This window comes from Enterobacter sp. 4974935, assembly GCF_058661735.1.
Genome location: NZ_JBZWGT010000003.1, coordinates 1,084,878 through 1,111,459 on the forward strand (window position 1 = coordinate 1,084,878; position 26,582 = coordinate 1,111,459).

Consider the following 26,582-nt stretch of genomic DNA (forward strand, 5'->3'; position numbering starts at 1 on the left):
TACTATAAATCTCATAAGATTAGTTGCGGAGAGAGACGCGATGGAAATCAAACTGCATGCTAACGCCACCACCACACCGCGTATCCGTCGCTATCTTCAGCAGTCAGATAAAAGCGACAGAGAGCTAGCTGTTGAACTGGGGATCTCGGTCACCACCGTCAGGCGCTGGCGCAACCGCGACCAGGTTTCGGATAACCACACAACGCCAAAAGTGATACACAAAGCATTGAGACAAGAGCAGGCGGCACTGATAAATGCCCTGCGGGATATCACTGGGGCACCGCTGGATGAACTGCTGCTGCTGGTGAATGACGGACTCGGGATCGCCGTTTCCCGCGCGACCCTGAACCGCTACCTCAAACCGGCTTCGGTAAGACAAAAGGGGGCGTCGTTGCAGGGCAAAAAGGCACTGAAGGCCGGTATCATGCCGCAGAAGCTACTTCTGCATCATCAGCCGCTATCGCTGCATATGGACGACGGTGGGGAGCAACACCTGCTCTGGGCGCGTGAACCCGTCAGCGGCTGGTGCTACGCCCGGCTTTATGCCGGTGTCTCGCCGCAGTTGCTGACCCGCTGGACGAACGAGGTGCTGGCTGCCTGTCCGGCTGATATTCAATCTATTGAGACTTTTGGGCTAGAAGTGAACTTGCCGGAGCATAACGTCATCGTAAAAGTGCATTCACAGTATTATCTTGCCCTTCAGGTCGCCGTGCCGTTACGTGAGATCATTCCGCGCGTGAATAGTGAACCGGCGGGAGAACTGTTGATACAGCTGTGTGAATTTTTCAACCGGGGAAAAGCGCAGAAAAAGCTGGGGGAGAGTACGCCGCAGGCGTTTCTGGAAGCGCTGCGGCGTAACGATTAGACGATCCCGAGTACGTCTTCCGGCGGACGGCCGATACGCGCCTTGCCGTTCGCCACGACAATCGGGCGCTCAATCAGCTTAGGATTGTCGACCATCGCCTGAATCAGCCGATCTTCAGTGAGACTGGTATCGTTCAGATTGAGCGATTTATACAGATCTTCTTTCTGACGCATCAGCTCGCGTGCGCTGCCCATGTTCAGCATCTTCAGCAGCTGGCGGATCGTCTGCGCGTCCGGGGGCGTCTCCAGATACAACACCACTTCCGGATCGATGTCGTTAGACTTCAGCAGATTCAGAGTCTCGCGACTCTTGGAGCAGCGAGGGTTATGGTAAATTTTTACCGCGTCTGTCATGACTTCTCCTTTATTACATCTTCTCGTACGGCTTAAAACGTTGTTGCAGCCCACGCAGCTGGTCGATTCGCGCATCGTAGCGGGCCTGTTGCAGGCTGCCGAGCTTCACCTGTGAGCTGGCGCTGCTTAGCAGGGATATGGCCTGATCGAGGCGCCCCGCCAGCGCCAGACCTTCCGCACGCGCGGCCAGCTCCTGATCGCGATTACCCAGTTGCCCCTGGGCCTGGGCGAGCAGCTCCCAGCCGTTCTGGTCATCTTTATTGTTAAAGGTATAGCGGTTCAGAATGGTCACCGCCTCGCCGGGCTGGCCGCCCTGTAAGTAGGCGTTCGCCAGGTTTAGCTGCAATACCGGATTGTTGCGAATGTCTTTCGCCCCTTTCAGACGGTTGATCGCATCGGTCGCTTTTTTCTGTCCTAAATCGATATCGGTTGCGAGGTCGAGATACCACGGATTGTCAGGCGCCGACGCCAGCAGCGGCTGTAGCGCTTTACGCGCCTCATCGTACTTGCTTGCTTCCATCGCCTGGAGTGCCTGACCATACTGCGCGGCGTTCTTCTCGCGCACGTTGCCTTTCGCCAGCGCGTCCAGCAGATCGCTGGTGAGCTGATTACGTCCGGAGTTGTACATGCCAAGCGTTCTCACTTTGGCCATGTAGAAATCCTGCGAGGACTGCACGACGACCGGACGCATCTGGTTAGCACGGTTACGCGCATCCGAGAGACGGCTTTCCGGCAACGGGTGGGTCAACAGAATTTCAGGCGGGCGCGACGAGTAGCGTGCCTGGTCGAGCAGTTTTTCCAGGAAGCTCGGCATGGCCTGCGGGTCAAAGCCGGAACGCTGTAAAACCTGAATGCCGATGCGGTCTGCTTCCTGCTCGTTCTGCTGGGTAAAGCTGATCATCCCCTGACGCGTTCCCGCCAGCGTCCCGGTAAGCGCCGCCATCCCGGCCTGCGGGCTGGCCATCGCCAGCAGAATAGAGCCCAGCGCGCCCACCCAGGTCAGGGGGGCGTTACGCTTCTGATCTTCCATCGCACGCGCCAGATGGCGCTGGGTGACGTGCGAAATTTCGTGCGCCATGACGGACGCCAGCTGGCTTTCGTTATCGGAATAACGGAACAACGCCGAATGCAGCACCACGTTCCCGCCAAAGAAGGCGAAGGCGTTGATTTCGTCGTTATTGATTAAATAGAAGTGGAAGGGCGTTTTTACCGAGTCTGCGTGCGCCACCAGTCGCATCCCCAGACCGTTGATGTACTGCACCAGCAAAGGGTCGTTAATCAGCGGAGCACTGCCGCGCAGCTGGCGTACGTAATAATCACCCATCTGCATCTCCTGCCCGATGGAGAGCGTGCTTCCTGCCGTGGTGCCCATGTCCGGCAATGAATCGGACGAGTCAGCGAAAGCGGGCAACACCTGACCCACCGTCACGGCGGCAATCAGTGTCGCAACCAGTGTTTTTCTCAACTGCCTGAACATAACCACTGTCCTGTATGTTGGATGTGCTAATTTGACCGATGAACCCGCATAACGTTCATCTCCGCTGCTCTGCGAGTGTAGCCGTGTTAAGAGATGAAGAAAATCCCATTCATCAGGGTTTTGCGAAACCTGACAGTGAAACAAAAAGGAAAGTCTTTTTTGTGACAGTTAGATACAATTCACCGTCTCACTCCCGCCATTCGATTCAGGGAAGGGTTGTATGCTCGAAATGTTAATGCAGTGGTATCGGCGTCGGTTTAGCGATCCGGAAGCCATTGCTTTGCTGGTCATTCTGGTTGCCGGATTCGGTATCCTGTTCTTCTTTAGTGGCCTGTTGGCACCGCTTCTGGTGGCAATTGTGCTGGCGTATCTGCTGGAGTGGCCCACCGCGCGTCTGGAACATATCGGCTGTTCCCGACGCTGGGCGACCAGCATTGTCCTGGTGCTGTTTGTCGGCATTCTGCTGCTGATGTCCTTCGTGGTGATGCCCATCGCCTGGCAACAGGGGATCTACCTGATCCGCGACATGCCCGGCATGCTGAATAAACTTTCTGATTTTGCCGCCACGCTGCCGCGCCGCTATCCTGCGCTGATGGACGCCGGGATCATCGATGCGATGGCCGAAAACATGCGCGCCCGCATCATGACCATGGGTGACTCGGTGGTGAAATACTCTCTGGCCTCGCTGGTGGGGTTGCTGACGCTGGCGGTTTACCTTGTTCTCGTGCCGCTAATGGTGTTTTTCCTGGTCAAAGATAAAGAGCAGATGCTGAATGCGGTGCGCCGCGTGCTGCCGCGCAATCGCGGTCTCGCAGGACAGGTCTGGCAGGAGATGAACCAGCAAATCACCAACTACATTCGCGGCAAAGTGCTGGAGATGATTGTGGTGGGCGTGGCGACCTGGATTGGCTTCGTGATTTTCGGGCTGAACTACTCGCTGCTGCTGGCGGTGTTGGTCGGATTCTCGGTTCTGATCCCGTATATCGGCGCGTTTGTGGTGACCATTCCGGTAGTCGGTGTGGCGCTGTTCCAGTTTGGTCTGGGTACGGAGTTCTGGAGCTGTTTCGCCGTATACCTGATTATTCAGGGACTGGACGGGAACCTGCTGGTACCGGTGCTGTTCTCAGAAGCAGTTAACCTGCATCCGCTGGTGATTATCCTGTCAGTGGTGATTTTCGGCGGGCTGTGGGGATTCTGGGGCGTGTTCTTCGCCATTCCGCTGGCGACGCTGATTAAAGCCGTGGTCCACGCGTGGCCGGATGTGCCGGCGGTGGAAGAGAAGTAGATTTAGTGCGGGCTGATGCCCTCACCCCAACCCTCTCCCACGGGGCTGAGGGATCCCCAGTAATTTTTTTATGCAGAAGCAATAAAGTTGCTTTCTAAATGACTGAGGGCTGTCAGCGATGCTCTGGTCCGGCTGTAAATCGCTGAGGCGTTTGCCTTCCGGCCGGGGCGAGGCGCAGGGATGCGCCGAGAGGGCGGCTTTACAGGGACGTTGCCTCCGCCCGTACCCGATAAGCCGGAAGGAATAAGCCGAGGGCACCGCGAAGCGGCGATTTACCGCCGGGAGCCCGGGTCGCCAGGGTGGTGGCGACTGAGCCACCCTGGCACGTTCACCGGTCATGTCGTTACAGAGTAGCAAGGAACATAAAGTGAACGGAATGACCACCACCGCCGTATGTTCCCCTCACCCTAACCCTCTCCCCGGAGGGGCGAGGGGATTGCTCAGTGCTCGCATTAATTTGTGGGGAACCCTCAGCCCACGGGGAGAGGGGGCAAACACCAAAAACGGCAACCTGGGTTGCCGTTTTGCTGTTTATCAGGCGCTTTGTTTCAGCCAGTTCAACACCACGTCGTGGTGGTTGCTGGTTTTGAAATCATCAAACACGTGCTCAACTTTACCGTCAGCGTCAATCAGGAAGCTGATGCGGTGAATACCGTCGTACGTTTTGCCCATAAAGGACTTCTCACCCCAGACGCCAAACTGCTCGCAAACCTGGTGGTCTTCATCGGAAAGCAGCGTGAAGTTCAGCAGCTCTTTTTCCGCAAAACGTGACAGCTTCTCTGGTTTATCGGTGCTGATGCCCAGCACTTCCACACCGACCTTTTTCAACTCATCCATGTTGTCGCGTAAACCGCAGGCCTGTACGGTACAGCCCGGGGTCATGGCTTTCGGGTAGAAATAGACCAGAACACGCTGTCCCTGGAAGTCGGTCAAATTTACTTGCTCGCCGTCTTGATCCGGTAAGCTAAATTTCGGTGCGATATCACCGGCTTTCAGTGGGTTCATTACTCAACTCCATCCTGTTCGTGCTGCGAATAATCGACGACGCTTATACTGCCTTGCGCGTGTAATTCTGTACAGAGGGCTTTGAACGCTTGCTCGATATTTGACGCATCCTGCGAGGCAGGGCTGTGGGCGGTAATTTGAATAAACAGCGTCGGGATGGCGTTTTCATCGCCAGGCTGCGTGCGGGAAACCAGTTCGGCAATGTTCATCTGATGGCTGTCAAACAGCGCCGTAAAACGTTCAATCAGATGAGGTGAATCAGGCACTTCAACCTGTACCCAGACTGTGGCAGGCAGAGCCGGACGCGGGCGCGCGGTGGTGCGCTTCATCACAATCAGTAAATCCAGCTCTGCGCCTTTCAGCGGCAGGGTAGATTCGATGAGGGTAATGGCATTCCATGTTCCGGAAAGCAGCATGATGAACGTGAACTCTTCGCCAAGCATAGCCAGCCGGCTGTCTTCGATATTGCAGCCGCAGCTGCTCACGTGGCGAGTGATGGTATTCACGATACCCGGCCTGTCAGCACCCAGCGCAGTGATAACCAGGTAATGTTGTGATGAGGTTGTCAAACCTGTTCTTCCTTTGCGTGGTTAAGTCTTCCTAAGGAAAGCATAAAAAAAACATGCATACAACCGCCTGAGAGCCTCAGGTCGCTTGCTTTTATTACAGTTCCAAACGTAACATTGAGGCTCTTGTTCGCACAGAGGATGGCTCATGTTCACGGGAAGTATTGTCGCGCTTGTTACACCGATGGATGAAAAAGGTAATGTCTGCCGGTCAAGCATGAAGAAGCTCATTGATTACCATGTCGCCAATGGAACCTCGGCGATCGTTTCGGTAGGGACTACCGGTGAATCCGCCACGCTGAGCCACGAAGAGCACGGCGATGTTGTGATGCTGACCCTGGAACTGGCGGACGGGCGTATTCCGGTCATCGCGGGTACGGGCGCAAACGCAACGGCAGAGGCCATTAGCCTGACTCAGCGTTTTAACGACAGCGGCATTGTTGGCTGTCTGACGGTGACCCCTTACTACAACCGCCCAACTCAGGAAGGTTTGTTCCAGCATTTCAAAGCCATCGCTGAACATACTGACTTGCCACAAATTCTGTATAATGTGCCGTCCCGTACCGGTTGCGATATGCTGCCGGAAACCGTTGGCCGTCTCTCGAAAGTAAAAAATATTATCGGGATTAAAGAGGCGACAGGGAACTTAAGCCGCGTTCATCAGATCAAAGAGCTGGTTTCAGACGACTTTATCCTGTTGAGCGGTGATGATGCGACCGCACTGGACTTTATGCAGCTCGGTGGTAACGGCGTTATTTCCGTGACGGCGAACGTGGCGGCGCGTGATATGGCTGACATGTGCAAACTGGCCGCAGCCGGTCACTTTGATGAAGCTCGCGTGATTAATCAGCGTCTGATGCCGTTGCATAATAAATTATTTGTCGAACCCAATCCGATCCCAGTGAAATGGGCATGTAAGGAGTTGGGGCTTGTAGCAACCGACACGCTGCGTCTGCCAATGACACCGATTACCGACCATGGTCGTGAAATTGTCGCTGGCGCGCTGAAGCATGCCGGTTTGCTGTAAAGTTTAGGGAGATTTGATGGCTTATTCAGTACAGAAGTCGCGCCTGGCCAAGGTTGCGGGTGTTTCGCTTGTTATGCTCCTCGCTGCCTGTAGTTCAGACTCGCGCTACAAGCGCCAGGTGAGCGGTGATGAATCCTATCTGGATGCGCCGCCGCTTGCTGAACTTCACGCGCCTGCCGGCATGATCCTGCCGATCCAGAACGGTGATTATAATATTCCGGTTACCAACGGCAGCGGCCTGGTGGGTAAAGCGCTCGATATTCGTCCGCCAGCTCAGCCTCTGGCGCTGGTGAGTGGCGCGCGCACGCAGTTCACCGGTGATACAGCTTCTCTGCTGGTGGAAAGCGCACGCGGTACCACGCTGTGGCCGCAGGTTGTGAGCGTCATTCAGTCGAAAAACTATACGATTGATAAACGCGACGACGCCAGCCAGACCTTAACCACCGACTGGATTGAGTGGAACCGTCTCGATGAAGACCAGCAGTATCGTGGTCGTTATCAAGTCTCCGTTAAGCCGCAGGGTTATCAGCAGGCGGTTACCGTTAAGCTGTTGAATCTTGAGCAGGCAGGTAAACCGGTTGCCGATCCGTCCGCCATGCAGCGCTACAGTACCGAAATGCTGAACGTGATTGCAGCGGGTCTGGATAAGAACGCTGCTGATGCCGCAAACGCCGCGCAGAACCGTAACGGCTCAACGTTTGACGTGCAGAGCGGTGCAGACGATACCGGCCTGCCAATGCTGGTGGTGCGTGCGCCGTTTAACCAGACCTGGCAGCGTCTGCCAGCCACGCTGGAAAAAGTGGGCATGAAGGTGACCGACAGCACCCGTTCAACGGGCAGCATCACAGCGACCTATAAGCCGCTGTCTGAAAGTGCCTGGCAGGAGCTGGGGGCAAGCGATCCACAGTTGCCTTCCGGTGACTACAAAATCCAGGTCGGCGACCTCGATAACCGCAGCAGCCTGCAGTTTATCGATCCGAAAGGACACACGCTGACCCAGGCGCAGAACGATGCGCTGGTCGCTGCCTTCCAGGCCGCATTCAGCAAATAATAGTGAGGGCTGGTTAATCCAGCCCTTTTTATTTTCGTGCCACGCAAACGTGTGCGTGGCATAATATGGCCAGTTTTGAATACAAATCATCACACCAGGAGTAATGAAGATGCAGAAGCAAGCTGAGTTGTATCGTGGCAAAGCGAAAACCGTATACAGCACGGAAAACCCGGATCTGTTGGTGCTCGAATTCCGCAATGATACGTCAGCAGGAGACGGCGCACGCATTGAGCAGTTCGATCGTAAGGGCATGGTGAACAACAAGTTCAACCACTTCATTATGACCAAACTGGCCGAAGCCGGTATCCCGACTCAGATGGAAGCGTTGTTGTCCGATACGGAATGTCTGGTAAAAAAACTGGATATGGTGCCGGTTGAGTGCGTGATCCGTAACCGTGCCGCAGGCTCCCTGGTGAAGCGTCTGGGCATTGAAGAGGGTATCGAACTGAATCCACCGCTGTTCGATCTGTTCCTGAAAAACGACGCCATGCATGACCCGATGGTCAACGAATCCTACTGCGAAACCTTCGGCTGGGTCAGCAAAGAGAACCTGGCGCGCATGCAGGAACTGACCTACAAAGCCAACGACGTGCTGAAAAAGCTGTTTGATGACGCGGGCCTGATCCTGGTCGACTTCAAGCTGGAGTTCGGTCTGTACAAAGGCGAAGTGGTGCTGGGCGACGAGTTCTCTCCTGACGGCAGCCGCCTGTGGGACAAAGAGACGCTGGATAAAATGGACAAAGACCGTTTCCGCCAGAGTCTGGGTGGCGTGGTCGAAGCGTACGAAGCGGTTGCTCACCGTTTAGGCGTTAAGCTCGACTAAACTGCGCATTTGCCAAAGGATGTTGGCATCCTTTGGCGTCTTATCCTTGTTTACTATGGTAATCCTTTCATTAACCGCCTACGATCATAGCTATTATAAATGGAATAGTTCGAGGTGTTTATGCGCTGGCAAGGGCGTCGTGAAAGTGACAACGTAGAAGACAGACGCAGCAGTGGTGGCGGTGGTCCGTCTATGGGCGGGCCAGGTTTCCGGTTACCCAGCGGCAAGGGCGGTATTATTCTGCTGGTCGTCGTGCTGGTAGCGGGCTACTACGGTGTCGACCTGACCGGTTTGATGACCGGTGAAACCGGGCAACAGCAGCAGTATTCTCAGCGCTCCATCAGCCCGAATGAAGATGAAGCGGCGAAATTTACTTCCGTTATTCTCGCGACGACCGAAGATACCTGGGGTCAGCAGTTCGAGAAAATGGGGCGGACTTATCAGCCGCCAAAACTGGTGATGTACCGGGGCGCAACCCGCACCGGCTGCGGCACCGGGCAGTCCGTTATGGGGCCGTTCTACTGCCCGGCGGACAGCACCGTCTATATCGATCTCTCCTTCTATGACGACATGAAAAGCAAGCTGGGCGCCGACGGCGATTTTGCCCAGGGCTACGTGATCGCGCATGAAGTCGGCCACCATGTGCAGAAGCTCCTCGGCATTGAACCTAAAGTGCGTCAGATGCAGCAGAATGCGTCTCAGGCGGAGGTGAATCATCTCTCCGTACGCATGGAGCTTCAGGCCGACTGCTTCGCTGGCGTCTGGGGACACAGCATGCAGCAGCAGGGCGTGCTGGAAACAGGCGATCTGGAAGAGGCCCTGAATGCCGCACAGGCGATTGGTGACGATCGCTTGCAGCAGCAAAGCCAGGGGCGCGTTGTGCCGGACAGCTTTACCCATGGCACCTCAGAGCAGCGCTACAGCTGGTTTAAGCGTGGCTTTGACAGCGGCAACCCGTCGCAGTGTAATACCTTCGGCAAAGCTATGTGATGTTGGGGGTTGAACAGCTGGTTAACCAGCTTCAGCGTACCGGGCACCGCCGGCTGGTGGTGCTTAGCGGCGATGAAGCGTGGACGTTGAGCCAGGCGACCATCCTGCGCGATACGTTACCAGGAGACTGGCTGTGGCTGGAGGAAAACCCCTCTAAGGCCATCAGCGGCCTGCTGGGACGTGAATATCTGCACGCCGTTTTTGACGCGCGTCGCGGGTTTGACGTCTCGGCCTTCGCCGCCCTCAGCGGGACCCTGCGCGCCGGAAGCCTTCTGGTGCTGCTGGTGCCGCCGTTCTCCGTCTGGGCTAACAGGCCCGACGCGGATTCTCTACGCTGGAGCGACAGCGCAGAGCCGATCGCCACCCCGCACTTTGTTTACCATTTTTGCCGGACGCTGGCCGCCGATTCAGATGCTATCGTCTGGCATCAACATCGTCCGCTGTGCCTTCCCGTTGCGCCAGATTTACCCGCCTGGCAGCCCGCCAGCGGTGAACCGCAGCGCGAGCAGGCTGCGATCCTCGACGCGCTTCTGACCATGCCTGCTGGCGTGGCTGCCGTGACGGCCCCGCGCGGACGAGGAAAGTCCGCCCTGGCGGGCATGTTGCTCAACGGCATTCAGGGTAGTGCTGTAGTGACCGCACCGGCAAAAGGGGCGACGGATGTCATCGCGCGTTTCGCCGGGGAACATTTTCACTTTATGGCCCCGGATGCGCTGCTGGCCTCCACAACAGAAGCTGACTGGCTGATTGTCGATGAGGCGGCCGCCATCCCCGGCCCGCTGCTCGAGAAACTGACGATGCGCTTTTCCCGCGTGTTGTTGACCACTACGGTGCAGGGTTATGAAGGCACGGGCAGGGGATTCCTGCTGAAGTTCTGCGCCCGGTTCAGCGGTCTGCGGCGATATACCTTATCAACCCCTGTACGCTGGGCTGCCGGATGTCCTCTTGAGCGAATCGTGGCGAACGCGCTGCTGTTCGACGATGCGCTTATCGATCGCAAACCGGCAGGGGAGGTAAGTTTAACGTCGCTGGAGCCCGGGGTGTGGGAGAGCGATCCGGCGCGCGGGGCAGGCGTGTATGAACTGCTGTGTGCCGCGCACTACCGGACGTCCCCCCTCGATTTACGCCGGATGATGGACGCGCCGGGACAGCATTTTGCTGTTGCTCAGGCGGGCGCGGAGATCGCTGGCGCGCTCTGGCTGGTGGAGGAGGGCGGCTTATCCCCAGAGCTTAGTCGCGCGGTGTGGGCGGGATTTCGTCGGCCGCGTGGAAATCTGGTGGCACAGTCGCTGGCTGCCCACGGCGGATCGCCTCTCGCGGCGACGCTGAAAGGCCGACGCGTCAGCCGTATTGCGGTTCATCCTCATCGCCAGCGGGAAGGCATCGGCCAGGGGCTGATCCGCAGTGCCAGCGGAGAAGATTATCTCTCGGTCAGCTTTGGCTATACCGACGAGCTGTGGCGTTTCTGGCGGCAGTGCGGGTTTGTGCTGGTGCGAATGGGCAGCCACCGGGAGGCCAGCAGCGGGTGCTATACGGCGATGGCGTTGCTGCCGCTGAGCGAGGCGGGGCATCAGCTCTGCGAAGAGGCGCATCAGCGTTTATGTCGTGATATGCGCGTCCTGTCGGCCTGGAATGGCGAAAAGATCCCGGTGATGGATGCATGGGAAGCTACCCTTAATAGTGACGACTGGCTGGAGCTGGCGGGGTTTGCCTTTGCGCACCGGGCGTTTTCAACCTCGGTTGCGGCGCTAACGCGATTGTTGTTAGCCGTGGATATGCCGCTCCCGGCGCTGCGCGGGAAAATGGAAGGGAATACACACGATTTCGGGCGCAAAGCGTTGCTGGCGAAGCTACGCGAGGAAACCGCTCACGCGCTTGAAAGGCTTGATTACTCCCGTAGCCAGCGGCTGAAAGCCGACATTTTGCAATGGCAATTTTTTCAATGACTTCTTCAGTAAAGTGGCATGGTCATTACCCCGCAGAGGCGTAAAATCCTGCTTAACAATTAAGGAGATCGCCATGAAACATGACCATTTTGTTGTGCAAAGCCCGGATACACCTGCTAAACAGCTACTGCTTCTGTTTCATGGCGTGGGCGACAATGCCGTCAATATGGGACAGATTGGCAGCTGGTTTGCACCCGTTTTCCCACACGCGCTGATCGTCAGTATCGGCGGCGTGGAGCCCTGCGGTCCGGACGGGCGGCAGTGGTTTTCCGTCGAGGGCGTGACGGAGGAAAATCGTCAGGCACGTATTGATGCCGTTATGCCAGCCTTTATCGATATCGTGCGTTACTGGCAGCAGCAGAGCGGCGTAGGTGCCAATGCAACAGCGCTGATTGGCTTCTCTCAGGGCTCAATCATGTCGCTGGAAAGCGTAAAAGCGCAGCCCGGACTGGTGTCCCGCGTGATTGCCTTCAATGGGCGTTTTGCGACGTTACCGCAAAGCGCGACCACGCAGACTACGATCCATCTCATTCATGGGGGTGAAGACCGGGTAATTGAGCTTTCGCATGCGGTAGCTGCCCAGGATACGCTGATGCGCGAGGGCGGGGATGTGACGCTGGATATCGTGGACGATCTGGGGCATGCCATTGACGATCGCAGCATGCAGTTCGCGCTCAATCATCTGCGTTATACCGTACCTAAGCACTACTTTGATGAAGCGCTCAGCGGCGGTAAGCCGAATGACGATGATATCGTCGAGTTTATGTGAGGTTTCCCCTCTCCTTAGGGAGAGGGAAAACAGAGCGATTACTTCTTCTGGTCCTTCTTCGGCCAGTCGTCTTCATCGTCCCACTTGTCGTTAAAATCACGGTGCGGCGGAAGATCCGGTTTGTTGGCAAGGAACTTTTTGTGGTCAACGCGCTTGAGATCTTTAATCACGTTAAGCAGCACGCCTACCAGAAACACCAACACCAGAATCCACCAGTACTTTGAAAGCCAGTCCATTCGCTAATCCTCTTTAAGCACCCGTCAGGCGACGAGCTGCTCCATAATACGTTGATACATGCGGGCCAGCAGTTGTAAATCGGCAGCGTTCACGCATTCATTGATTTTGTGAATCGTCGCGTTAACCGGACCCAGTTCGACAACCTGTGCGCCCATGCGGGCAATAAAGCGTCCGTCAGATGTGCCGCCCGTTGTCAGCAGCTGTGGCTTAATTTCATTATAGTGCGCAATGGCGTTCACTACCGCATCCACCAGTTTACCGCGCTGCGTCAGGAACGGCTGGCCAGACAGCCACCAGTCGAGGGTATAGCGCAGCTGGTATTTCTCTAGCAGCGCAATCACGCGCGCTTTTATCATCTCGTCGGTCAGTTCGGTGCTGAAGCGGAAGTTAAACTGGACAAAGAGATCGCCGGGAATGACGTTGTTGCTGCCGGTGCCGGCCTTGATGTTGGCTATTTGCATGCTGGTTGGCGGGAAAAATTCGTTGCCTTTATCCCATTCAATGCCCACCAGTTCGTTCAGCATCGGCGCGGCGCGGTGTACCGGGTTATCCGCCAGGTGCGGATAGGCAACGTGGCCCTGCACGCCATGAATGGTCAAATTGCAGGTCAGGGATCCACGGCGGCCATTTTTCACCACATCGCCCACCACTTCGGTACTGGACGGTTCGCCCACCAGACAGTAGTCCAGACGTTCATTGCGCGCCATCAGCGCCTCAACGACCTTCACGGTGCCGTTGTGGGCGCTGGCTTCTTCATCGGAGGTAATCAAAAACGCAAGACGGTTTTTATGGTTCGGATGCTGGGCGACGAAACGCTCTGCCGCCACGACCATCGCAGCCAGGGAACCTTTCATATCCGCAGCGCCGCGTCCGAAAAGCATGCCGTCGCGGATGGTTGGCTCAAAAGGCGGGTTGATCCAGCGGTCTGCGTCGCCTGCGGGAACTACGTCGGTATGTCCGGCAAACGCCAGCGTCTCCCCCTGACCGCGCCATGCCCAGAAGTTCTGCGTATCGCCAAAATCCATGTGCTCGACGGTAAAACCGATAGCACGCAGGCGCTCAATCATTAATGCCTGACAACCTGCGTCGTCCGGGCTAAGGGAAGGACGGCGAATAAGCTGCTGAGTCAGCTCAATGACCGGGCATGACATAGACTACACCTCAACGAATAAATCTGAATAAAGGGTTTCACTGAAACCCAGCAGCATAGGCTGACCTGGCTTGCAGAGCAATGGGCGTTTGATGATTGTCGGCATTTCAAGCATCAGTTTGGCTGCGCTGTCGGCGTTGTTGATCGTGGCCCGGAGAGATTCATCCAGTTTTCGCCAGGTGGTCCCGCGGGTGTTCAGCAGCGCTTCCCAGCCCAGTTCGTTGATGGCGGAATGGAGAAACGCGGGGTCAAGCCCGTCGGCACGGTAATCATGGAAGCGATAGTCGATGTTGTGTGCTTCCAGCCAGCGGCGGGCTTTTTTAATCGTATCGCAATTCTTAATGCCGTACATCACAACCATAGTGAATCCTTTTGTTCTTGTGTGGGTTAAATGTTCAATATTTTCGAAGATATATCCTTAAGTGGAATATAACATATTCGGAATTTTTCGTGATTTACAATTCTCCATAATTCAACGAACAGCTGTACGCTGAATAGTCTTCCATCTTTTAAGCATAGTTGTCCACTCTGTATAAATTGCCAATAAACTCAGGGGGAAATTAAAAATGCTGTCATTTTTCTGACTATTTCAAAATATTGCTGTAGGTCACATAAAATTTACCCGGCAACGCTCATAGTTATCCTAAATCTACCAGCACAGCGGGGCTCAATCACAGCAATCGGTTAAAGTGGCTTCACAATGATGATACGTTTTCGTAGAATGCACATAATAATAAGAGAGGTTGTTATGATTGAACATGAACTGGGGAACTGGAAAGATTTTATCGAAGGCATGCTTCGTAAATGAATTTTCGGTAAGAAATGCAAGAGCACTTAATTAACTAAAATAACCATAGTGTGAAAGAATCACACAATAAAAAGGCGGCCTGTAAAGCCGCCTTTTTTTTATTTCAACGGGTTATTCCGGCTTATCCTTCAGCGGGAAACGACGGCGTATCAGCACAAAGAACAGCGGTACGAAATAGATAGCCAGAATCGTCGCGGAAATCATTCCCCCCATAACGCCCGTTCCCACCGCGTGCTGGCTGCTGGAGCCTGCGCCGGAGCTGGTGGCCATCGGCAGGACGCCAAATACAAACGCCAGAGAAGTCATCAGGATCGGGCGCAGGCGCTGACGACAGGCGTGCAGCGTGGCGGCCATCAGTTCGTGACCTTTGGCATTCATCTCATTGGCAAATTCGACGATCAGAATGGCGTTTTTCGCCGACAATCCGATTACGGTGAGGAGTCCGACCTGGAAATAGACATCGTTTTCCAGGCCACGCATCCAGGTTGCCAGCAGCGCGCCGATGACCCCGAGAGGCACCACCAGCATTACCGAGAACGGCACTGACCAGCTTTCATACAGCGCCGCCAGGCAGAGGAACACCACCAGCAGCGAAAGGGCATACAGGGCAGGCGCCTGCGCGCCGGAAAGCCGTTCCTGGTAGGACATCGCCGTCCACTCCAGGCCAAAGCCGGTCGGTAACTGCTGAACCAGTTTTTCCATAATGTCCATTGCGGTACCGGTACTGACGCCAGGCGCGGCTTCACCGACAATCTCCAGCGCCGAATAGCCGTTGTAACGCTCCAGACGCGGCGAACCGGTCTCCCAGCGTGACGTCGCAAACGCCGAGAACGGCACCATGCCGCCGGTGTTATTGCGCACATACCAGCGGTTGATATCGTCCGGCAGCATGCGGTATTTGGCAGCAGACTGAACGTAGACCTTTTTCACGCGACCGCGATCCATAAAGTCATTCACGTAGCTTGAGCCCCATGCCGTTTGCAGGGTGTCGTTAATGTCGTCGATGGAGACGCCCAGCGCCTGCGCTTTACGCTGGTCGATATCCACCTGTAGCTGAGGGCTGTCATCCAGACCGTTATGACGAACGCGGGTAAGCTGCGGATCTTTCCCGGCCAGCTCGAGCAGTTTATCGCGAGCTGCCATCAACGCGTCATGCCCGGCACCCGCGTGATCCTGAAGCTCCATATCAAATCCGGCTGAGCTGCCCAGGCCGCTGATGGCGGGCGGGCTGCTGGCGAAAACGCGCGCTTCCTTGATTTTGTTGAACGCTTTGGTTGCACGTTCAATGATGGCAAAGGAGGAGCCGGTATCGCTGTCGCGCTGGTCCCAGTCTTTCAGGCGCACAAACATACGCGCCACGTTCTGCCCGTTACCGCCAGGGCCAGAGCCGACGGTGGAGAAGACGGAGACCACGTTATCTTTCTCCTGAGTATGGAAGTAGTTCTCAACCTTCTGCACCACTTTCAGGGTCTGCTGCTGGGTCGAGCCGCTGGGTAACTGTACGGAGGTGATAAACATGCCGCGATCTTCCAGCGGCAGGAACGAGGTTGGCAGCCGCAGGAACAGGAAGACCATGCCGCCGAGCAGCAGGACATAAACCACCATCCAGCGCACGCTGCGGTGCAGTACTTTACCCACGCCCGCTTCATAGCGCGCCGCATTTCGGTTAAACATGCGGTTAAACCAGCCGAAGAAGCCTTTTTGACCGTGGTGTTCGCCCTTATGCAGCGGTTTGAGCAGCGTCGAGCACAGAGCAGGGGTAAGGATCATCGCCACCAGTACGGAGAGCACCATCGCAGAGACGATGGTGATCGAGAACTGGCGATAAATCGCGCCCGTAGTGCCGCCAAAAAACGCCATCGGGATAAATACCGCCGACAGCACCATGGCGATACCGACCAGCGCACCCTGAATTTGTCCCATCGATTTGCGCGTGGCCTCGCGGGGCGAAAGCCCTTCCTCGCTCATGATGCGCTCGACGTTTTCCACCACCACGATGGCATCATCGACCAGCAGGCCGATGGCCAGCACCATGGCAAACATGGTCAGGGTGTTGATGCTGTAACCGAAGGCATACAGCACCGCAAAGGTTCCCAGCAACACCACCGGCACCGCAATGGTGGGGATCAGCGTGGCGCGGAAGTTTTGCAGGAACAGGTACATCACGAGGAACACCAGCGCGATAGCTTCGAGCAGGGTTTTCACCACATCTTCGATGGAGGCTTTTACGAATGAGGTGGTTTCGTAGGCGACTTTGTACTCCAGTCCGTGCGGGAAGTAATGCGACAGCTCATCCAGACGCTCTAACACCCGCTGCGCGGTCGCCATTTCGTTAGCGCCGGAGGCCAGTTTCACCCCCAGGCCGGACGCAGCATTGCCGTTAAAGCGGCTCAGGTAGTCATATTTTTCCGCCCCCATTTCCACGGTGGCGACCTCCCCCAGACGCACTTCCGAACCGTCCTGATTCACGCGCAGAGTGATATTGCGGAACTGTTCAGGCGTCTGGAGCAGCGACTGGGAGTTGATGGTGGCGTTAAGCGCCTGGTTATCCACGGACGGCGTACCACCGAGCTGCCCCACGGCAATCTGAGCGTTCTGCGATTCGATAGCGTCGGTGACATCTTTGGCGGTCATCTGCACGCTGTTCAGCTTGTTGGGATCCAGCCAGATACGCATGGAATACTGCGAGCCGTAGGCGTCGATATCACCCACGCCGTTGATACGGCTGAGCGGGTCCTGAATATTACTGGCGACGTAGTCCGCGATGTCCTGCTTATCCATCGAGCCATCGGTTGAAACAAACGCGATGGTCAAAATATTGGTGTCACCGGTCTTACGCACGGTCACCCCCTGGTTCTGCACCGCCTGAGGCAGTTTACGCAGGGCCGATTGCAGCTGGTTTTGCACCTGCTGCACCGCTTCGTCCGGATCCGTGCCCGCCGTAAAGCTCAGGGTTACCGTCGCCTGGCCCGTGGCGCTGCTCTGCGAGGACATGTACATCAGGTTATCAAGACCCGTCATGTTCTGCTCGATAACCTGCGTGACGGTATTTTCCAGCGTCTGTGCCGAGGCGCCAGGGTAGTTCGCCGTGATACGCACGTTAGGGGGGGCGAGGTCGGGGTATTGCTCAACAGGAAGGGAAGTAATCGCCAGGACACCCGTCAGACACAACAGGATTGCTAGCACCCAGGCAAAAATGGGGCGATCGATGAAAAAATTCGCCATTAAAATGTGACCTCGTTTTGCTGCACGTCATTATTGTTTATTGCCCGCCTAACTTTAGCGGTAAGGCCCAGGTCAAACGTGGAGAAATAAAGGAGATAATGTAAATTATCATGCGCTTTTTTCAGCGCGCCTTCTTTCCCGCTATTTTTCAGCCTGCGCCGCAGGTGTCCGGAACGTCACGCTGACCTGTGTACCGCCCTGTGGCGGCTGAGAAAAGTGTAATGTTCCGCCGAGCCGTCCCGCGCGTTCGCGCATGATATTCAGCCCGTAATGCCCCGGCGGTTCACTGGCGTCGCCGATACCAATACCGTTGTCGCGGATCGTGACCGTGTGAGTACCGTCCGCGGTGGTGACGCAGCTGACCACAATCTCGCTGGCGTCGGCATGTTTAATCGCATTCAGCACTGCCTCACGCACAATCTGTAAGAGGTGCACCTGTTTTTGCGCGTCCAGCGCAAGCGATGAGAGACGGCAGTCAAGCACCAGCTTCGCGCTGGTCTGGCTTTGCAAACCGTCGAGAGACTCCTGTAGCGCGGCAGGAAGATTGGCGTGGTTGAGCGTCAGGCGGAAGGTGGTGAGCAGCTCGCGTAGCTGATGCCAGGCGTTATTCAGCTCGCGGGAGAAGTCCGTAATGATGGTCTGCGCCGGGGCATTGTCGCCCGGCACGGCATGCTTCAGCAGCGTAAGCTGAATACGCAAATAGGAGAGCACCTGCGCCAGCGAATCATGCAACTCGCGCGCGATGGTGGCGCGCTCTTCCATCAGCAGCAACTGCTGATAATGTTTCTGCGCCTGATTGAAATAGAGTCCCCGGCCCAGCATCGTCGCCACGCTTTCCATGAGCGGCAGCGGAACATCCCCGGTCGCGCTTTGCCAGCGCAGTTCGCCGTACAGGGTGTCCTGCATTAATACCGGTAAAATGTGCATTTTCTCGCCCGGGGACTCCTGTCCTTCGTAAAGCTGCCAGTCGTCACTGGTGCGCAATTGCAGGTAATTCATCTGCGTATAGTCATGCACAATTTGCAAAATATGCCGGAAGCAGTGGCTGTCTATCTGCCCGGTATTCAACGCCTGTGAGCATTTGAACAGCATTTCGAGCTGCTGATGCGCTTCATTCAGGTGGCGGGTTTTTTCGGCAACGGAGTGCTCCAGGGAACGGTACAGGGTGTGTAATTCCGCCGACATATGGTTGAAGGCGCGGGAAAGCTGGCCCAGCTCGTTGGGAAGCATAATATCCGGCGCGGGGGTATCGAACTGCCCCTGTTCGATACGCTCGCTCGCTGCCACCAGATTATTCAGCGGCAGCACAACCTGACGGCGGATGCGCCGCAGGGTCATCACCGCCAGCAGCAGGATGCCCAGGCCGCCCGTCAGCGACATGAAAATCACCAGCTGTATCTTATGTTCGGTGTAGTGCTGTAGCGCCAGCACAAAGGCATCTATCCGGCCCACAAAATCCTCTATGTGGCTCTGATACCACCCGGTATCGCCGCTGGCGATACGCGCGTCCATCTCCTGCCAGCCAAGCTGCAACTGCTGGTAACGCTGTTTGACGTCCTCTGGCACATACCAGCGGTTTAGCTTCTGCAACGCAGGCGCGCTCAGCGTTTTCTGCCAGACCGCGCGGTGCTCTGCCAGTGACGGGCTGGCGCGCTGCATTTCGTAGCCCAGGCGGTAGCTCTGCATGCGCAGCGATCCGGCGATGTTAATCGCCTCGGCGTCGCGCTGGCTGCTGGCGAGTGTAACCAGCGCAATGGCGCTGATCAGAACGGACAAGACAATCATCGAAAAGAAAGCCCGAGCCAGGCTTCCCGATACGGGGCGTTTAACGGTCACTCATCAGCTTCCTGAATTAAATTGATCTGCCACAGGTTCACTGGAAATAGTTCGCCTTCCTGGGCATTTGAACATTGCGTCGCCATGCCACTGTGGGTAAATACGATAACAATATAAAGAATAAGGTTATTGAACCAAAAACAGGTGTTGTTATGAATCGTTTTATTATGGCCAACGCTCAACAGTGTATCGGTTGTCGCGCCTGCGAAGTTGCCTGTGTGATGGCGCACAACGGGGAGCAGCACGCGCTGAGCGAGCGCCATTTTCATCCCCGCATTACGGTCCTTACCTCTGGCTTGCGAAAAAGCCCAGTGACCTGCCACCACTGTGAAAATGCGCCCTGCGCGCAAAGCTGCCCGAACGGAGCCATCACGCAACACAGCGACAGCGTACAGGTCAATCAACAAAAATGCATTGGCTGTAAAGCCTGCGTGGTGGCCTGCCCGTTTGGCACGATGGACATGCTGATCACCCCGCTTGAAAACGACAGCGTAAAGGCCTCGGCGCACAAATGCGACCTCTGCCTGGAAAGGCCGCAAGGACCGGCCTGTGTTGAAAACTGCCCGGCAGAGGTGCTTACGCTCGCCACCCCAGCCGTGCTGGATAAGCTGGTTAAACAGCGCCGACAGCGCAGCGCAAGGCTGGACGCGCTGCCGTGGCACAGCGAGGTGGTTCAGTCAGTCCCTCCGCAAACCAAACGGCAACAGATGCAAAATACCCCGGCGCGCGGTGAGCCGGATAAGCTCAGCCCCGACGCGCGCGCCGGCCATTTTAACGAGATCTACTTGCCGTTTCGCCCGGAACAGGCGCAGCGCGAAGCATCCCGGTGCCTGAAATGTGGCGACCACAGCATTTGCGAGTGGACCTGCCCGCTGCATAACCATATTCCGCAGTGGATTGAGCGGATCAGGGCGGGGGATATCATCGGTGCGGCTGAGCTTTCTCACCAGACTAACTGTTTACCGGAAATTACCGGCCGCGTCTGTCCACAGGATCGATTATGTGAAGGCGCCTGCACCCTGCGGGATGCGTCAGGGGCGGTAACCATCGGTAATATCGAACGATATATCTCGGATCGGGCGCTGGCGATGGGCTGGACGCCGGACGTCAGCCACGTTACACCGGTCGGTAAGCGCGTCGCCATCATTGGTGCCGGTCCGGCAGGGCTGGCCTGTGCCGACGTACTGGTGCGCAGCGGCATCGGTGTGACGGTCTACGATCGCCATCCAGAAATCGGCGGATTGCTGACCTTTGGTATTCCGGCCTTCAAGCTGGATAAATCCCTGTTAGCGCGGCGCAGAGAGATATTCAGCGCGATGGGTATCCGCTTCGAGCTGAACTGCGAGGTGGGAAAAGACGTGTCGATGGTCCAACTGCAAAACGACTACGATGCCCTGTTCATCGGCGTAGGGACCTATCGTTCCATGAAAGCAGGTATCCCTCATGAAGACGCGCCGGGCGTGTACGACGCGCTGCCGTTTTTAGTGGCAAACACGCGGAACGTGATGGGTCTTGACCCTACCGCAGACGAGCCGTTTATCGACACGCAGGGGTTAAACGTGGTGGTGCTGGGCGGGGGCGATACGGCGATGGACTGCGTGCGCACCGCGCTGCGACATGGCGCGGCGAAAGTAACCTGCGCCTATCGGCGGGACGAGGCCAACATGCCGGGCTCAAAGAAAGAGGTTAAAAACGCGAAAGAAGAGGGCGCGGCGTTTGAATTTAATGTCCAGCCGGTTGAGCTCACGCTGGATACCGACGGGAAGGTCAACGGTATCCGGATGCTGCGCACCCGTCTGGGCGAGCCGGATGCGCAGGGGCGGCGTCGTCCTGTCCCGGTGGCGGGCAGTGAGTTTGTCATGCCAGCGGATGCGGTGATCATGGCGTTTGGGTTTAATCCGCACGCCATGCCGTGGCTTCAGGCGCAGGGCGTCGAAACCGACGACTGGGGGCGCATCAGGGCCTCCGTGGAGAGCCGTTATCGTTACCAGACCTCGAATCCGCAGATTTTTGCTGGCGGTGATGCGGTACGTGGTGCGGATCTGGTGGTCACCGCGATGGCGGAAGGGCGCCATGCCGCGCAGGGGATCATGGACTGGCTTGGCGTGCCGCCGCGCAACATGCATTAACGCAGACGGGCGACAAAGCGGGCATCACGGCGTAGTATAAACAGACTCATTTTGCCGTGGAGCCCGTATGTCCCTGAACATTACCGTTATTAAAGACAAAATCCTTTCTGAAAATTACTTTGTCCTGCGTAACATCACTTACGATCTCACCCGTAAGAGCGGGGATGTCATTCGCCATAAACGCGAAGTCTACGACCGGGGCAATGGTGCAACCATTCTGCTGTATAACCGTGAAAAGCAAAGCGTGGTGCTGATCCGCCAGTTTCGCATCGCGACATGGGTCAATGGCAACGCGGACGGACGTCTGATTGAAACCTGTGCAGGTCTGCTGGACGACGATGAGCCGGAAGTGTGTATCCGCAAAGAAGCCATTGAAGAGACGGGTTTTGAGGTGGGGGCGGTGCAGAAAGTCTTTGAGCTGTTTATGTCCCCTGGCGGGGTTACCGAGCTGGTTCACTTCTTCATTGCGGAGTACACCGATGCCCAGCGCACGCACCGGGGCGGTGGCGTGGACGATGAAGACATTGAAGTGCTGGAAATGCCTTTCGCTCAGGCTGTCGACATGGTGAAAAGCGGCGAGATCCGCGACGGTAAAGCGGTGATCCTGTTGCAGTATCTGCAAACCAGCGGTTTGATGAATGCTGCGGCGGTAGCGTGATAAGTTGTATTTCAGATAAATCTATCCGATAAATCCGATTGAGCCAGCCCGCCCAGGGCACGAAGATACGCCCCAGATTGACCTATTCGTTTCCGGGGCTGTGCCGTTCATGCGCTACTGCGTTTTTCTTCTCTTCTTCATTTGCGTGCTTCCCGCGCCTTTGGTGTGGGCTGCGCCTGCGCAGCAGTCTTTTTCAGACTGGCAGGTGACCTGCAATAACCAGAATTTCTGCGTAGCGCGCAACACCGGCGAGCATCGCGGTCTGGTCATGACGCTGAGCCGCAGTGCGGGGGCAAAAACAGACGCTAGCCTGCGCATCGATCTCGGCGGTCTTTCGACGCCTCCGGTGAAAGAGCCTGACATTGCCCCGCGCCTGCTGCTCGACAATGTGCCGCTTCAGCTCACGTCGCAACACTGGCAGTTAACCCCCTGGCATCTTAAAACAGACGATACGGGCACCATCACCACGTTTCTGAAAACCATTCAGGAGGGGCAGGCGCTGACCCTGCGCGGGGGGAAGCAGACAATCTCTCTGGCCGGTCTGAAAGCGGCGCTGCTGTTTATTGATGCCCAGCAAAAACGCGTCGGAAGTGAAACGGCATGGATTAAAAAAGGAGATAGTCCACCGCTGAGCGTGCCGCCTGCGCCGGCATTAAAAAAGGTGGCAGTGGTGAACCCCACGCCAACGCCGCTGACGCATAACGAACTTAACGATCTGCTGGATTACGGTACCTGGCGCATGAACCACAGCCAGTGCTCCCTCGATCCGAACCGGCGTGAAGTGCGCGTGACCGCGTTGACCGATGACAAAGCGCTGATGATCATCAGCTGTGAGGCGGGGGCGTACAACACCGTCGATCTGGCGTGGCTGGTGTCGCGTAAAAAACCGTTTGCTGCCAGAAGCGTGAGATTGCGCCTGCCGTTTACCCCTTCCAGCCAGAGTAGCGACATGGAGCTGATGAATGCCAGCTTCGATGAAAAGACGCGCGAGCTGACTACGCTGGCACTGGGACGCGGGATTGGCGACTGTGGGATCCAGACCCGCTGGCGTTTTAACGGCCAGCGCTTCCGCCTGGTGCGCTACGCGGAAGAGCCAAGCTGCGATAACTGGAATGGGCCAGATGCCTGGCCCACGCTGTGGATCACAAGGTAGGGCGCTGTCGCTTACCCGGCCTACGTTTTAGCGATTTGTAGGCCCGGTAAGGCGTAGCCGCCACCGGGCACGAAGACGGCACTACAGCACGCTCAGCGCCTTCTCCACCACGTTCTCAACGGTAAAGCCGAAGTACGGGAACAGCTTATCGGCCGGGGCGGATTCACCATAACCCTTCATGCCGACAATCGCCCCTTTCAGACCCACATATTTGTACCAGTAGTCGGCAATGCCAGCTTCAACCGCCACGCGCGCCGCGACGTTTGAAGGCAGCACCGATTCGCGGTACGCCTCATCCTGGGCATCAAAGATATCCGTTGAAGGCAGGGAAACCACGCGCACCGCGTGACCCTCGGCGGTCAGTTTCTCGGCCGCTTTTACCGTGATTTCCACCTCTGAACCGGTGGCAATCAGGATCACGTCCGGCTTACCGCCGCTGTCTTTCAGGATGTACCCGCCGCGGGCGATATTTTTCACCTGCTCCGGCGTGCGCTCGATCTGCGCCAGGTTCTGGCGCGACAGGATCAGCGCTGTGGGTCCGTTATGGCGCTCTACGGCCAGCTTCCAGCCCACAGCCGCTTCAACCTGATCGCACGGACGCCAGGTACTGAAGTTTGGCGTCAGGCGCAGGCTCGCCAGCTGCTCTACCGCCTGGTGCGTCGGCCCATCTTCACCCAGTCCGATGGAGTCGTGGGTATACACCATGATTTGCCGCGCCTTCATCAGGGCCGCCATACGCGCCGCGTTACGGGCATATTCAACAAACATCAGGAAGGTGGCGGTGTACGGCACGAAGCCGCCATGGTGGGCGATACCGTTGGCAATGGCGGTCATCCCGAACTCGCGCACGCCGTAGTGGATATAGTTTCCGGCAATGTCTTCCTTCAGGGATTTAGAGCCAGACCAGATGGTGAGGTTACTTGGCGCCAGATCCGCCGAGCCGCCCAGCAGTTCGGGCAGGACAGGGCCAATCGCGTTCAGGGTGTTTTGTGACGCCTTACGGGTGGCAATTTTCGCGGGGTTAGATTGCAGGTTTTCAATCAGCGCCTGAGTTTTCTCTTCCCAGTCTTCCGGCAGGCCACCGCTCATGCGGCGGTTAAATTCGGCCGCCAGCTCCGGATACGCTTTTTTGTAGGCAGCAAACTTCTCGTTCCAGGCCTGCTGCGCTTTTTCACCTGTTTCGCGAGCATCCCAGGCCCTGTAGATCTCTTTTGGGATCTCAAAGGCCGGGTGTTTCCAGCCCAGTTTCTGGCGGGTCAGCGCCACTTCCTCTTCACCCAGCGCCGCGCCGTGCGCCTCTTCTTTACCCGCTTTGTTCGGCGAGCCGAAGCCGATGGTGGTGCGGCAGACGATCAGGGACGGTTTGTCCTTCACGCTCTGCGCTTCCTGAATCGCTTTTTTCACCGCCTCAGGATCGTGACCGTCGATCTCGTGAACCACGTGCCAGTGATAGGCTTCAAAGCGTTTCGCCGTGTCGTCGGTAAACCAGCCCTCGGTTTCCCCGTCAATGGAGATACCGTTGTGATCGTAGAAGCCAATCAGCTTGCCCAGCCCCAGGGTGCCCGCCAGCGAGCAGACCTCGTGGGAGATCCCCTCCATCAGGCAGCCATCACCCATAAAGACATAGGTGTAGTGATCGACAATCTCGTGGTCGGGCTGGTTGAACTGCGCGGCCAGCGTACGCTCTGCAATCGCCAGGCCGACGGCATTCGCCAGCCCCTGGCCCAGCGGGCCGGTAGTAGTTTCAACACCCGGCGTATAGCCGATCTCCGGGTGGCCCGGCGTTTTGGAGTGCAGTTGGCGGAAGTTTTTTAACTCCTCAAGCGGCAGGTCGTAGCCGGAGAGGTGCAGCAGGCTGTAGAGCAGCATCGAGGCGTGACCGTTGGAGAGAATAAAACGGTCGCGATCGTACCAGGTCGGATCGGTCGGGTTGTGCTTGAGGAAGTCGTTCCACAGCACTTCGGCAATATCAGCCATACCCATGGGGGCGCCAGGGTGGCCGGAATTGGCTTTTTGTACGGCATCCATGCTGAGGGCGCGAATGGCGTTGGCGAGCTCTTTACGGGACATAGTTCACTCCGTGGCAAGGTTAAAGTTTGGCAGCGAGAAGATCTTCGAGTTTGCGCTGGTCGACGGCGAACTGACGGATGCCGTCCGCCAGTTTTTCCACGGCCATTGGGTCCTGATTGTGCTCCCAGCGGAATTCCGCTTCGGTCATGGGTTTTGGTTTTGGCAGAACGGTAGAGGTCGGCACAAGCTTGCGGATCACCGTCTCTTCACTCTCCTGAAGCTTTTTCAGCAGGTCAGGAGAGATGGTCAGACGGTCACAGCCCGCGAGCGCCAGGATCTGCTCGGTGCGGCGGAAGCTGGCCCCCATCACGATGGTCTCGTAGCGATGCTGCTTGTAATAATCGTAGATATTACGCACCGATTTTACGCCAGGATCTTCTTCCACCAGGTACGGATCCATTGGCTGTTTCGCCTGATACCAGTCGTAGATACGCCCAACAAACGGTGAAATCAGGAACACGCCCGCTTCGGCGCAGGCACGCGCCTGGGCGAAGGAGAACAGTAGCGTCAGGTTGCAGTGGATCCCCTCTTTCTCCAGCACTTCCGCCGCGCGGATGCCTTCCCAGGTAGACGCAAGCTTGATCAGAATGCGTGACTTATCGATCCCCTGCTCCTGGTAGAGTTCCACTATGCGGCGGGCCTTGTTAATGCTTTTTTCCTGGTCGAACGAGAGGCGGGCGTCCACTTCGGTAGAGACGCGCCCCGGTATGCTTTTAAGAATTTCCGCACCGATATTGACCGCCAGCTTGTCGCTGGCTTCGGCGACCTGCTGTTCCTGCGTTTTCCCGCGCTGTTTGCCGTAGGCAAGGGCGTCATCAATCAGATGACTAAAGTGCGCAAGACCGGCCGCCTTGAGCAGCAGAGAGGGATTGGTGGTCGCGTCTTCCGGCTGGTAGTGACGAATCGACTCGATGTCGCCGCTGTCTGCAACCACGGTGGTAAATTGTTTGATGCCGTCTAGCTGGTTCATAATTACTCCTTGGAAATAAAAGAGTTAGTCGAGTGCGTTAGTTCACACTTCTGAGAAAATCATGATGGACTTAACAAAAAAGCATAGCAGACGGGGGAGGCATTGCTTTCTGAGACGGGTAACATGGCTGTTATAAATTGATAACAATTTTTATTCTGCAATGGTGAGAGTTTGGCAGCCTTCAAAGTT

Annotated in this window: 23 protein-coding genes; 12 read left to right on the plus strand and 11 right to left on the minus strand. The window is 56.6% G+C overall.

Annotated elements, in window-relative coordinates; translation table 11 throughout:
• Positions 1 to 40 precede the first annotated feature (40 nt).
• On the plus strand, positions 41 to 865 hold the full coding sequence (locus AC4OVS_RS06395; RefSeq protein WP_032623803.1) for a homeodomain-like domain protein: 825 nt from the start codon (positions 41 to 43) through the stop codon (positions 863 to 865).
• Here the strand turns inward: AC4OVS_RS06395 and arsC are convergent.
• Both arsC and bepA read right to left on the minus strand, forming a co-directional pair.
• Positions 862 to 1,218 (minus strand): arsenate reductase (glutaredoxin), encoded by a 357-nt coding sequence (gene arsC, locus AC4OVS_RS06400; RefSeq protein WP_022648973.1) that lies wholly within the window; start codon positions 1,216 to 1,218, stop codon positions 862 to 864. The genes AC4OVS_RS06395 and arsC overlap by 4 nt on opposite strands.
• A gap of 13 nt (positions 1,219 to 1,231) precedes the next feature.
• On the minus strand, positions 1,232 to 2,695 hold the full coding sequence (gene bepA / locus AC4OVS_RS06405; protein ID WP_003860547.1) for a beta-barrel assembly-enhancing protease: 1,464 nt from the start codon (positions 2,693 to 2,695) through the stop codon (positions 1,232 to 1,234).
• A gap of 220 nt (positions 2,696 to 2,915) precedes the next feature.
• Between bepA and AC4OVS_RS06410 the strand changes: the two genes are divergently transcribed.
• Positions 2,916 to 3,980, plus strand: a complete 1,065-nt coding sequence (locus AC4OVS_RS06410; RefSeq protein ID WP_003860546.1) for an AI-2E family transporter — start codon at positions 2,916 to 2,918, stop codon at positions 3,978 to 3,980.
• A 534-nt stretch (positions 3,981 to 4,514) separates the two neighbouring features.
• Here the strand turns inward: AC4OVS_RS06410 and bcp are convergent.
• On the minus strand, positions 4,515 to 4,985 hold the full coding sequence (bcp, locus tag AC4OVS_RS06415) for a thioredoxin-dependent thiol peroxidase (RefSeq protein WP_022648972.1): 471 nt from the start codon (positions 4,983 to 4,985) through the stop codon (positions 4,515 to 4,517).
• Positions 4,985 to 5,554 (minus strand): glycine cleavage system transcriptional repressor, encoded by a 570-nt coding sequence (locus AC4OVS_RS06420; protein WP_000213743.1) that lies wholly within the window; start codon positions 5,552 to 5,554, stop codon positions 4,985 to 4,987. The genes bcp and AC4OVS_RS06420 overlap by 1 nt, the downstream gene beginning before the upstream one ends.
• A 145-nt stretch (positions 5,555 to 5,699) precedes the next feature.
• Here AC4OVS_RS06420 and dapA point away from each other — a divergent pair, with 145 nt between their 5' ends.
• From dapA to ypfH, 6 genes are all read left to right on the plus strand, one after another.
• Positions 5,700 to 6,578, plus strand: coding sequence for a 4-hydroxy-tetrahydrodipicolinate synthase (dapA, locus tag AC4OVS_RS06425; protein WP_003860542.1), 879 nt, complete (start codon positions 5,700 to 5,702; stop codon positions 6,576 to 6,578).
• Positions 6,579 to 6,594: 16 nt separating this feature from the next.
• Positions 6,595 to 7,629: an outer membrane protein assembly factor BamC gene (gene bamC / locus AC4OVS_RS06430; RefSeq protein ID WP_022648971.1), complete on the plus strand. Its 1,035-nt coding sequence runs from the start codon at positions 6,595 to 6,597 to the stop codon at positions 7,627 to 7,629.
• A 109-nt stretch (positions 7,630 to 7,738) separates the two neighbouring features.
• Positions 7,739 to 8,452 carry a phosphoribosylaminoimidazolesuccinocarboxamide synthase gene (purC, locus tag AC4OVS_RS06435; protein ID WP_001171626.1) on the plus strand — a complete coding sequence of 238 codons (714 nt, stop codon included), beginning with the start codon at positions 7,739 to 7,741 and terminating at the stop codon, positions 8,450 to 8,452.
• Positions 8,453 to 8,572: 120 nt separating this feature from the next.
• Complete coding sequence (gene ypfJ / locus AC4OVS_RS06440; protein ID WP_022648970.1) at positions 8,573 to 9,442, plus strand: KPN_02809 family neutral zinc metallopeptidase; 870 nt, start codon at positions 8,573 to 8,575, stop codon at positions 9,440 to 9,442.
• Positions 9,442 to 11,388 (plus strand): tRNA(Met) cytidine acetyltransferase TmcA, encoded by a 1,947-nt coding sequence (locus AC4OVS_RS06445; RefSeq protein WP_063149147.1) that lies wholly within the window; start codon positions 9,442 to 9,444, stop codon positions 11,386 to 11,388. The genes ypfJ and AC4OVS_RS06445 overlap by 1 nt, the downstream gene beginning before the upstream one ends.
• 73 nt (positions 11,389 to 11,461) lie before the next feature.
• A complete protein-coding gene (gene ypfH, locus AC4OVS_RS06450; RefSeq protein WP_491922270.1) occupies positions 11,462 to 12,157 on the plus strand; it encodes an esterase in 696 nt (231 codons plus the stop codon).
• Positions 12,158 to 12,195: 38 nt separating this feature from the next.
• Here ypfH and AC4OVS_RS06455 read toward each other — a convergent pair whose 3' ends face one another.
• The 3 genes from AC4OVS_RS06455 to AC4OVS_RS06465 are packed head-to-tail and all read right to left on the minus strand — an operon-like array spanning position 12,196 to position 13,905.
• Entirely contained in the window at positions 12,196 to 12,393 is a 198-nt protein-coding gene (locus AC4OVS_RS06455; protein ID WP_000383991.1) for a YpfN family protein, read from the minus strand.
• 24 nt (positions 12,394 to 12,417) lie between these two features.
• On the minus strand, positions 12,418 to 13,545 hold the full coding sequence (dapE, locus tag AC4OVS_RS06460) for a succinyl-diaminopimelate desuccinylase (RefSeq protein ID WP_017383496.1): 1,128 nt from the start codon (positions 13,543 to 13,545) through the stop codon (positions 12,418 to 12,420).
• A 3-nt stretch (positions 13,546 to 13,548) separates the two neighbouring features.
• Positions 13,549 to 13,905: an ArsC family reductase gene (locus tag AC4OVS_RS06465; protein WP_491922271.1), complete on the minus strand. Its 357-nt coding sequence runs from the start codon at positions 13,903 to 13,905 to the stop codon at positions 13,549 to 13,551.
• Positions 13,906 to 14,292: 387 nt separating this feature from the next.
• Here AC4OVS_RS06465 and ypfM point away from each other — a divergent pair, with 387 nt between their 5' ends.
• Positions 14,293 to 14,352 (plus strand): protein YpfM, encoded by a 60-nt coding sequence (ypfM, locus tag AC4OVS_RS06470; RefSeq protein ID WP_100181659.1) that lies wholly within the window; start codon positions 14,293 to 14,295, stop codon positions 14,350 to 14,352.
• 111 nt (positions 14,353 to 14,463) lie between these two features.
• Here the strand turns inward: ypfM and acrD are convergent, their stop codons facing one another.
• Together acrD and narQ are read right to left on the minus strand one after the other, a co-directional pair.
• On the minus strand, positions 14,464 to 17,577 hold the full coding sequence (gene acrD / locus AC4OVS_RS06475; RefSeq protein WP_491922272.1) for a multidrug efflux RND transporter permease AcrD: 3,114 nt from the start codon (positions 17,575 to 17,577) through the stop codon (positions 14,464 to 14,466).
• 141 nt (positions 17,578 to 17,718) lie between these two features.
• Entirely contained in the window at positions 17,719 to 19,413 is a 1,695-nt protein-coding gene (gene narQ / locus AC4OVS_RS06480) for a nitrate/nitrite two-component system sensor histidine kinase NarQ (protein ID WP_491922273.1), read from the minus strand.
• A gap of 152 nt (positions 19,414 to 19,565) precedes the next feature.
• Here narQ and aegA point away from each other — a divergent pair, with 152 nt between their 5' ends.
• From aegA to AC4OVS_RS06495, 3 genes are all read left to right on the plus strand, one after another.
• A complete protein-coding gene (aegA, locus tag AC4OVS_RS06485; RefSeq protein ID WP_491922274.1) occupies positions 19,566 to 21,542 on the plus strand; it encodes a formate-dependent uric acid utilization protein AegA in 1,977 nt (658 codons plus the stop codon).
• 67 nt (positions 21,543 to 21,609) lie between these two features.
• Positions 21,610 to 22,200, plus strand: coding sequence for a GDP-mannose pyrophosphatase NudK (gene nudK, locus AC4OVS_RS06490; RefSeq protein WP_048965538.1), 591 nt, complete (start codon positions 21,610 to 21,612; stop codon positions 22,198 to 22,200).
• Positions 22,201 to 22,309: 109 nt separating this feature from the next.
• Positions 22,310 to 23,353: a DUF1176 domain-containing protein gene (locus AC4OVS_RS06495; RefSeq protein ID WP_023300667.1), complete on the plus strand. Its 1,044-nt coding sequence runs from the start codon at positions 22,310 to 22,312 to the stop codon at positions 23,351 to 23,353.
• Positions 23,354 to 23,434: 81 nt separating this feature from the next.
• Here AC4OVS_RS06495 and tkt read toward each other — a convergent pair whose 3' ends face one another.
• A complete protein-coding gene (tkt, locus tag AC4OVS_RS06500; RefSeq protein WP_022648960.1) occupies positions 23,435 to 25,423 on the minus strand; it encodes a transketolase in 1,989 nt (662 codons plus the stop codon).
• Between the two features lie 19 nt (positions 25,424 to 25,442).
• A complete protein-coding gene (gene tal / locus AC4OVS_RS06505) occupies positions 25,443 to 26,393 on the minus strand; it encodes a transaldolase (RefSeq protein WP_491922275.1) in 951 nt (316 codons plus the stop codon).
• Positions 26,394 to 26,582 lie beyond the last annotated feature (189 nt).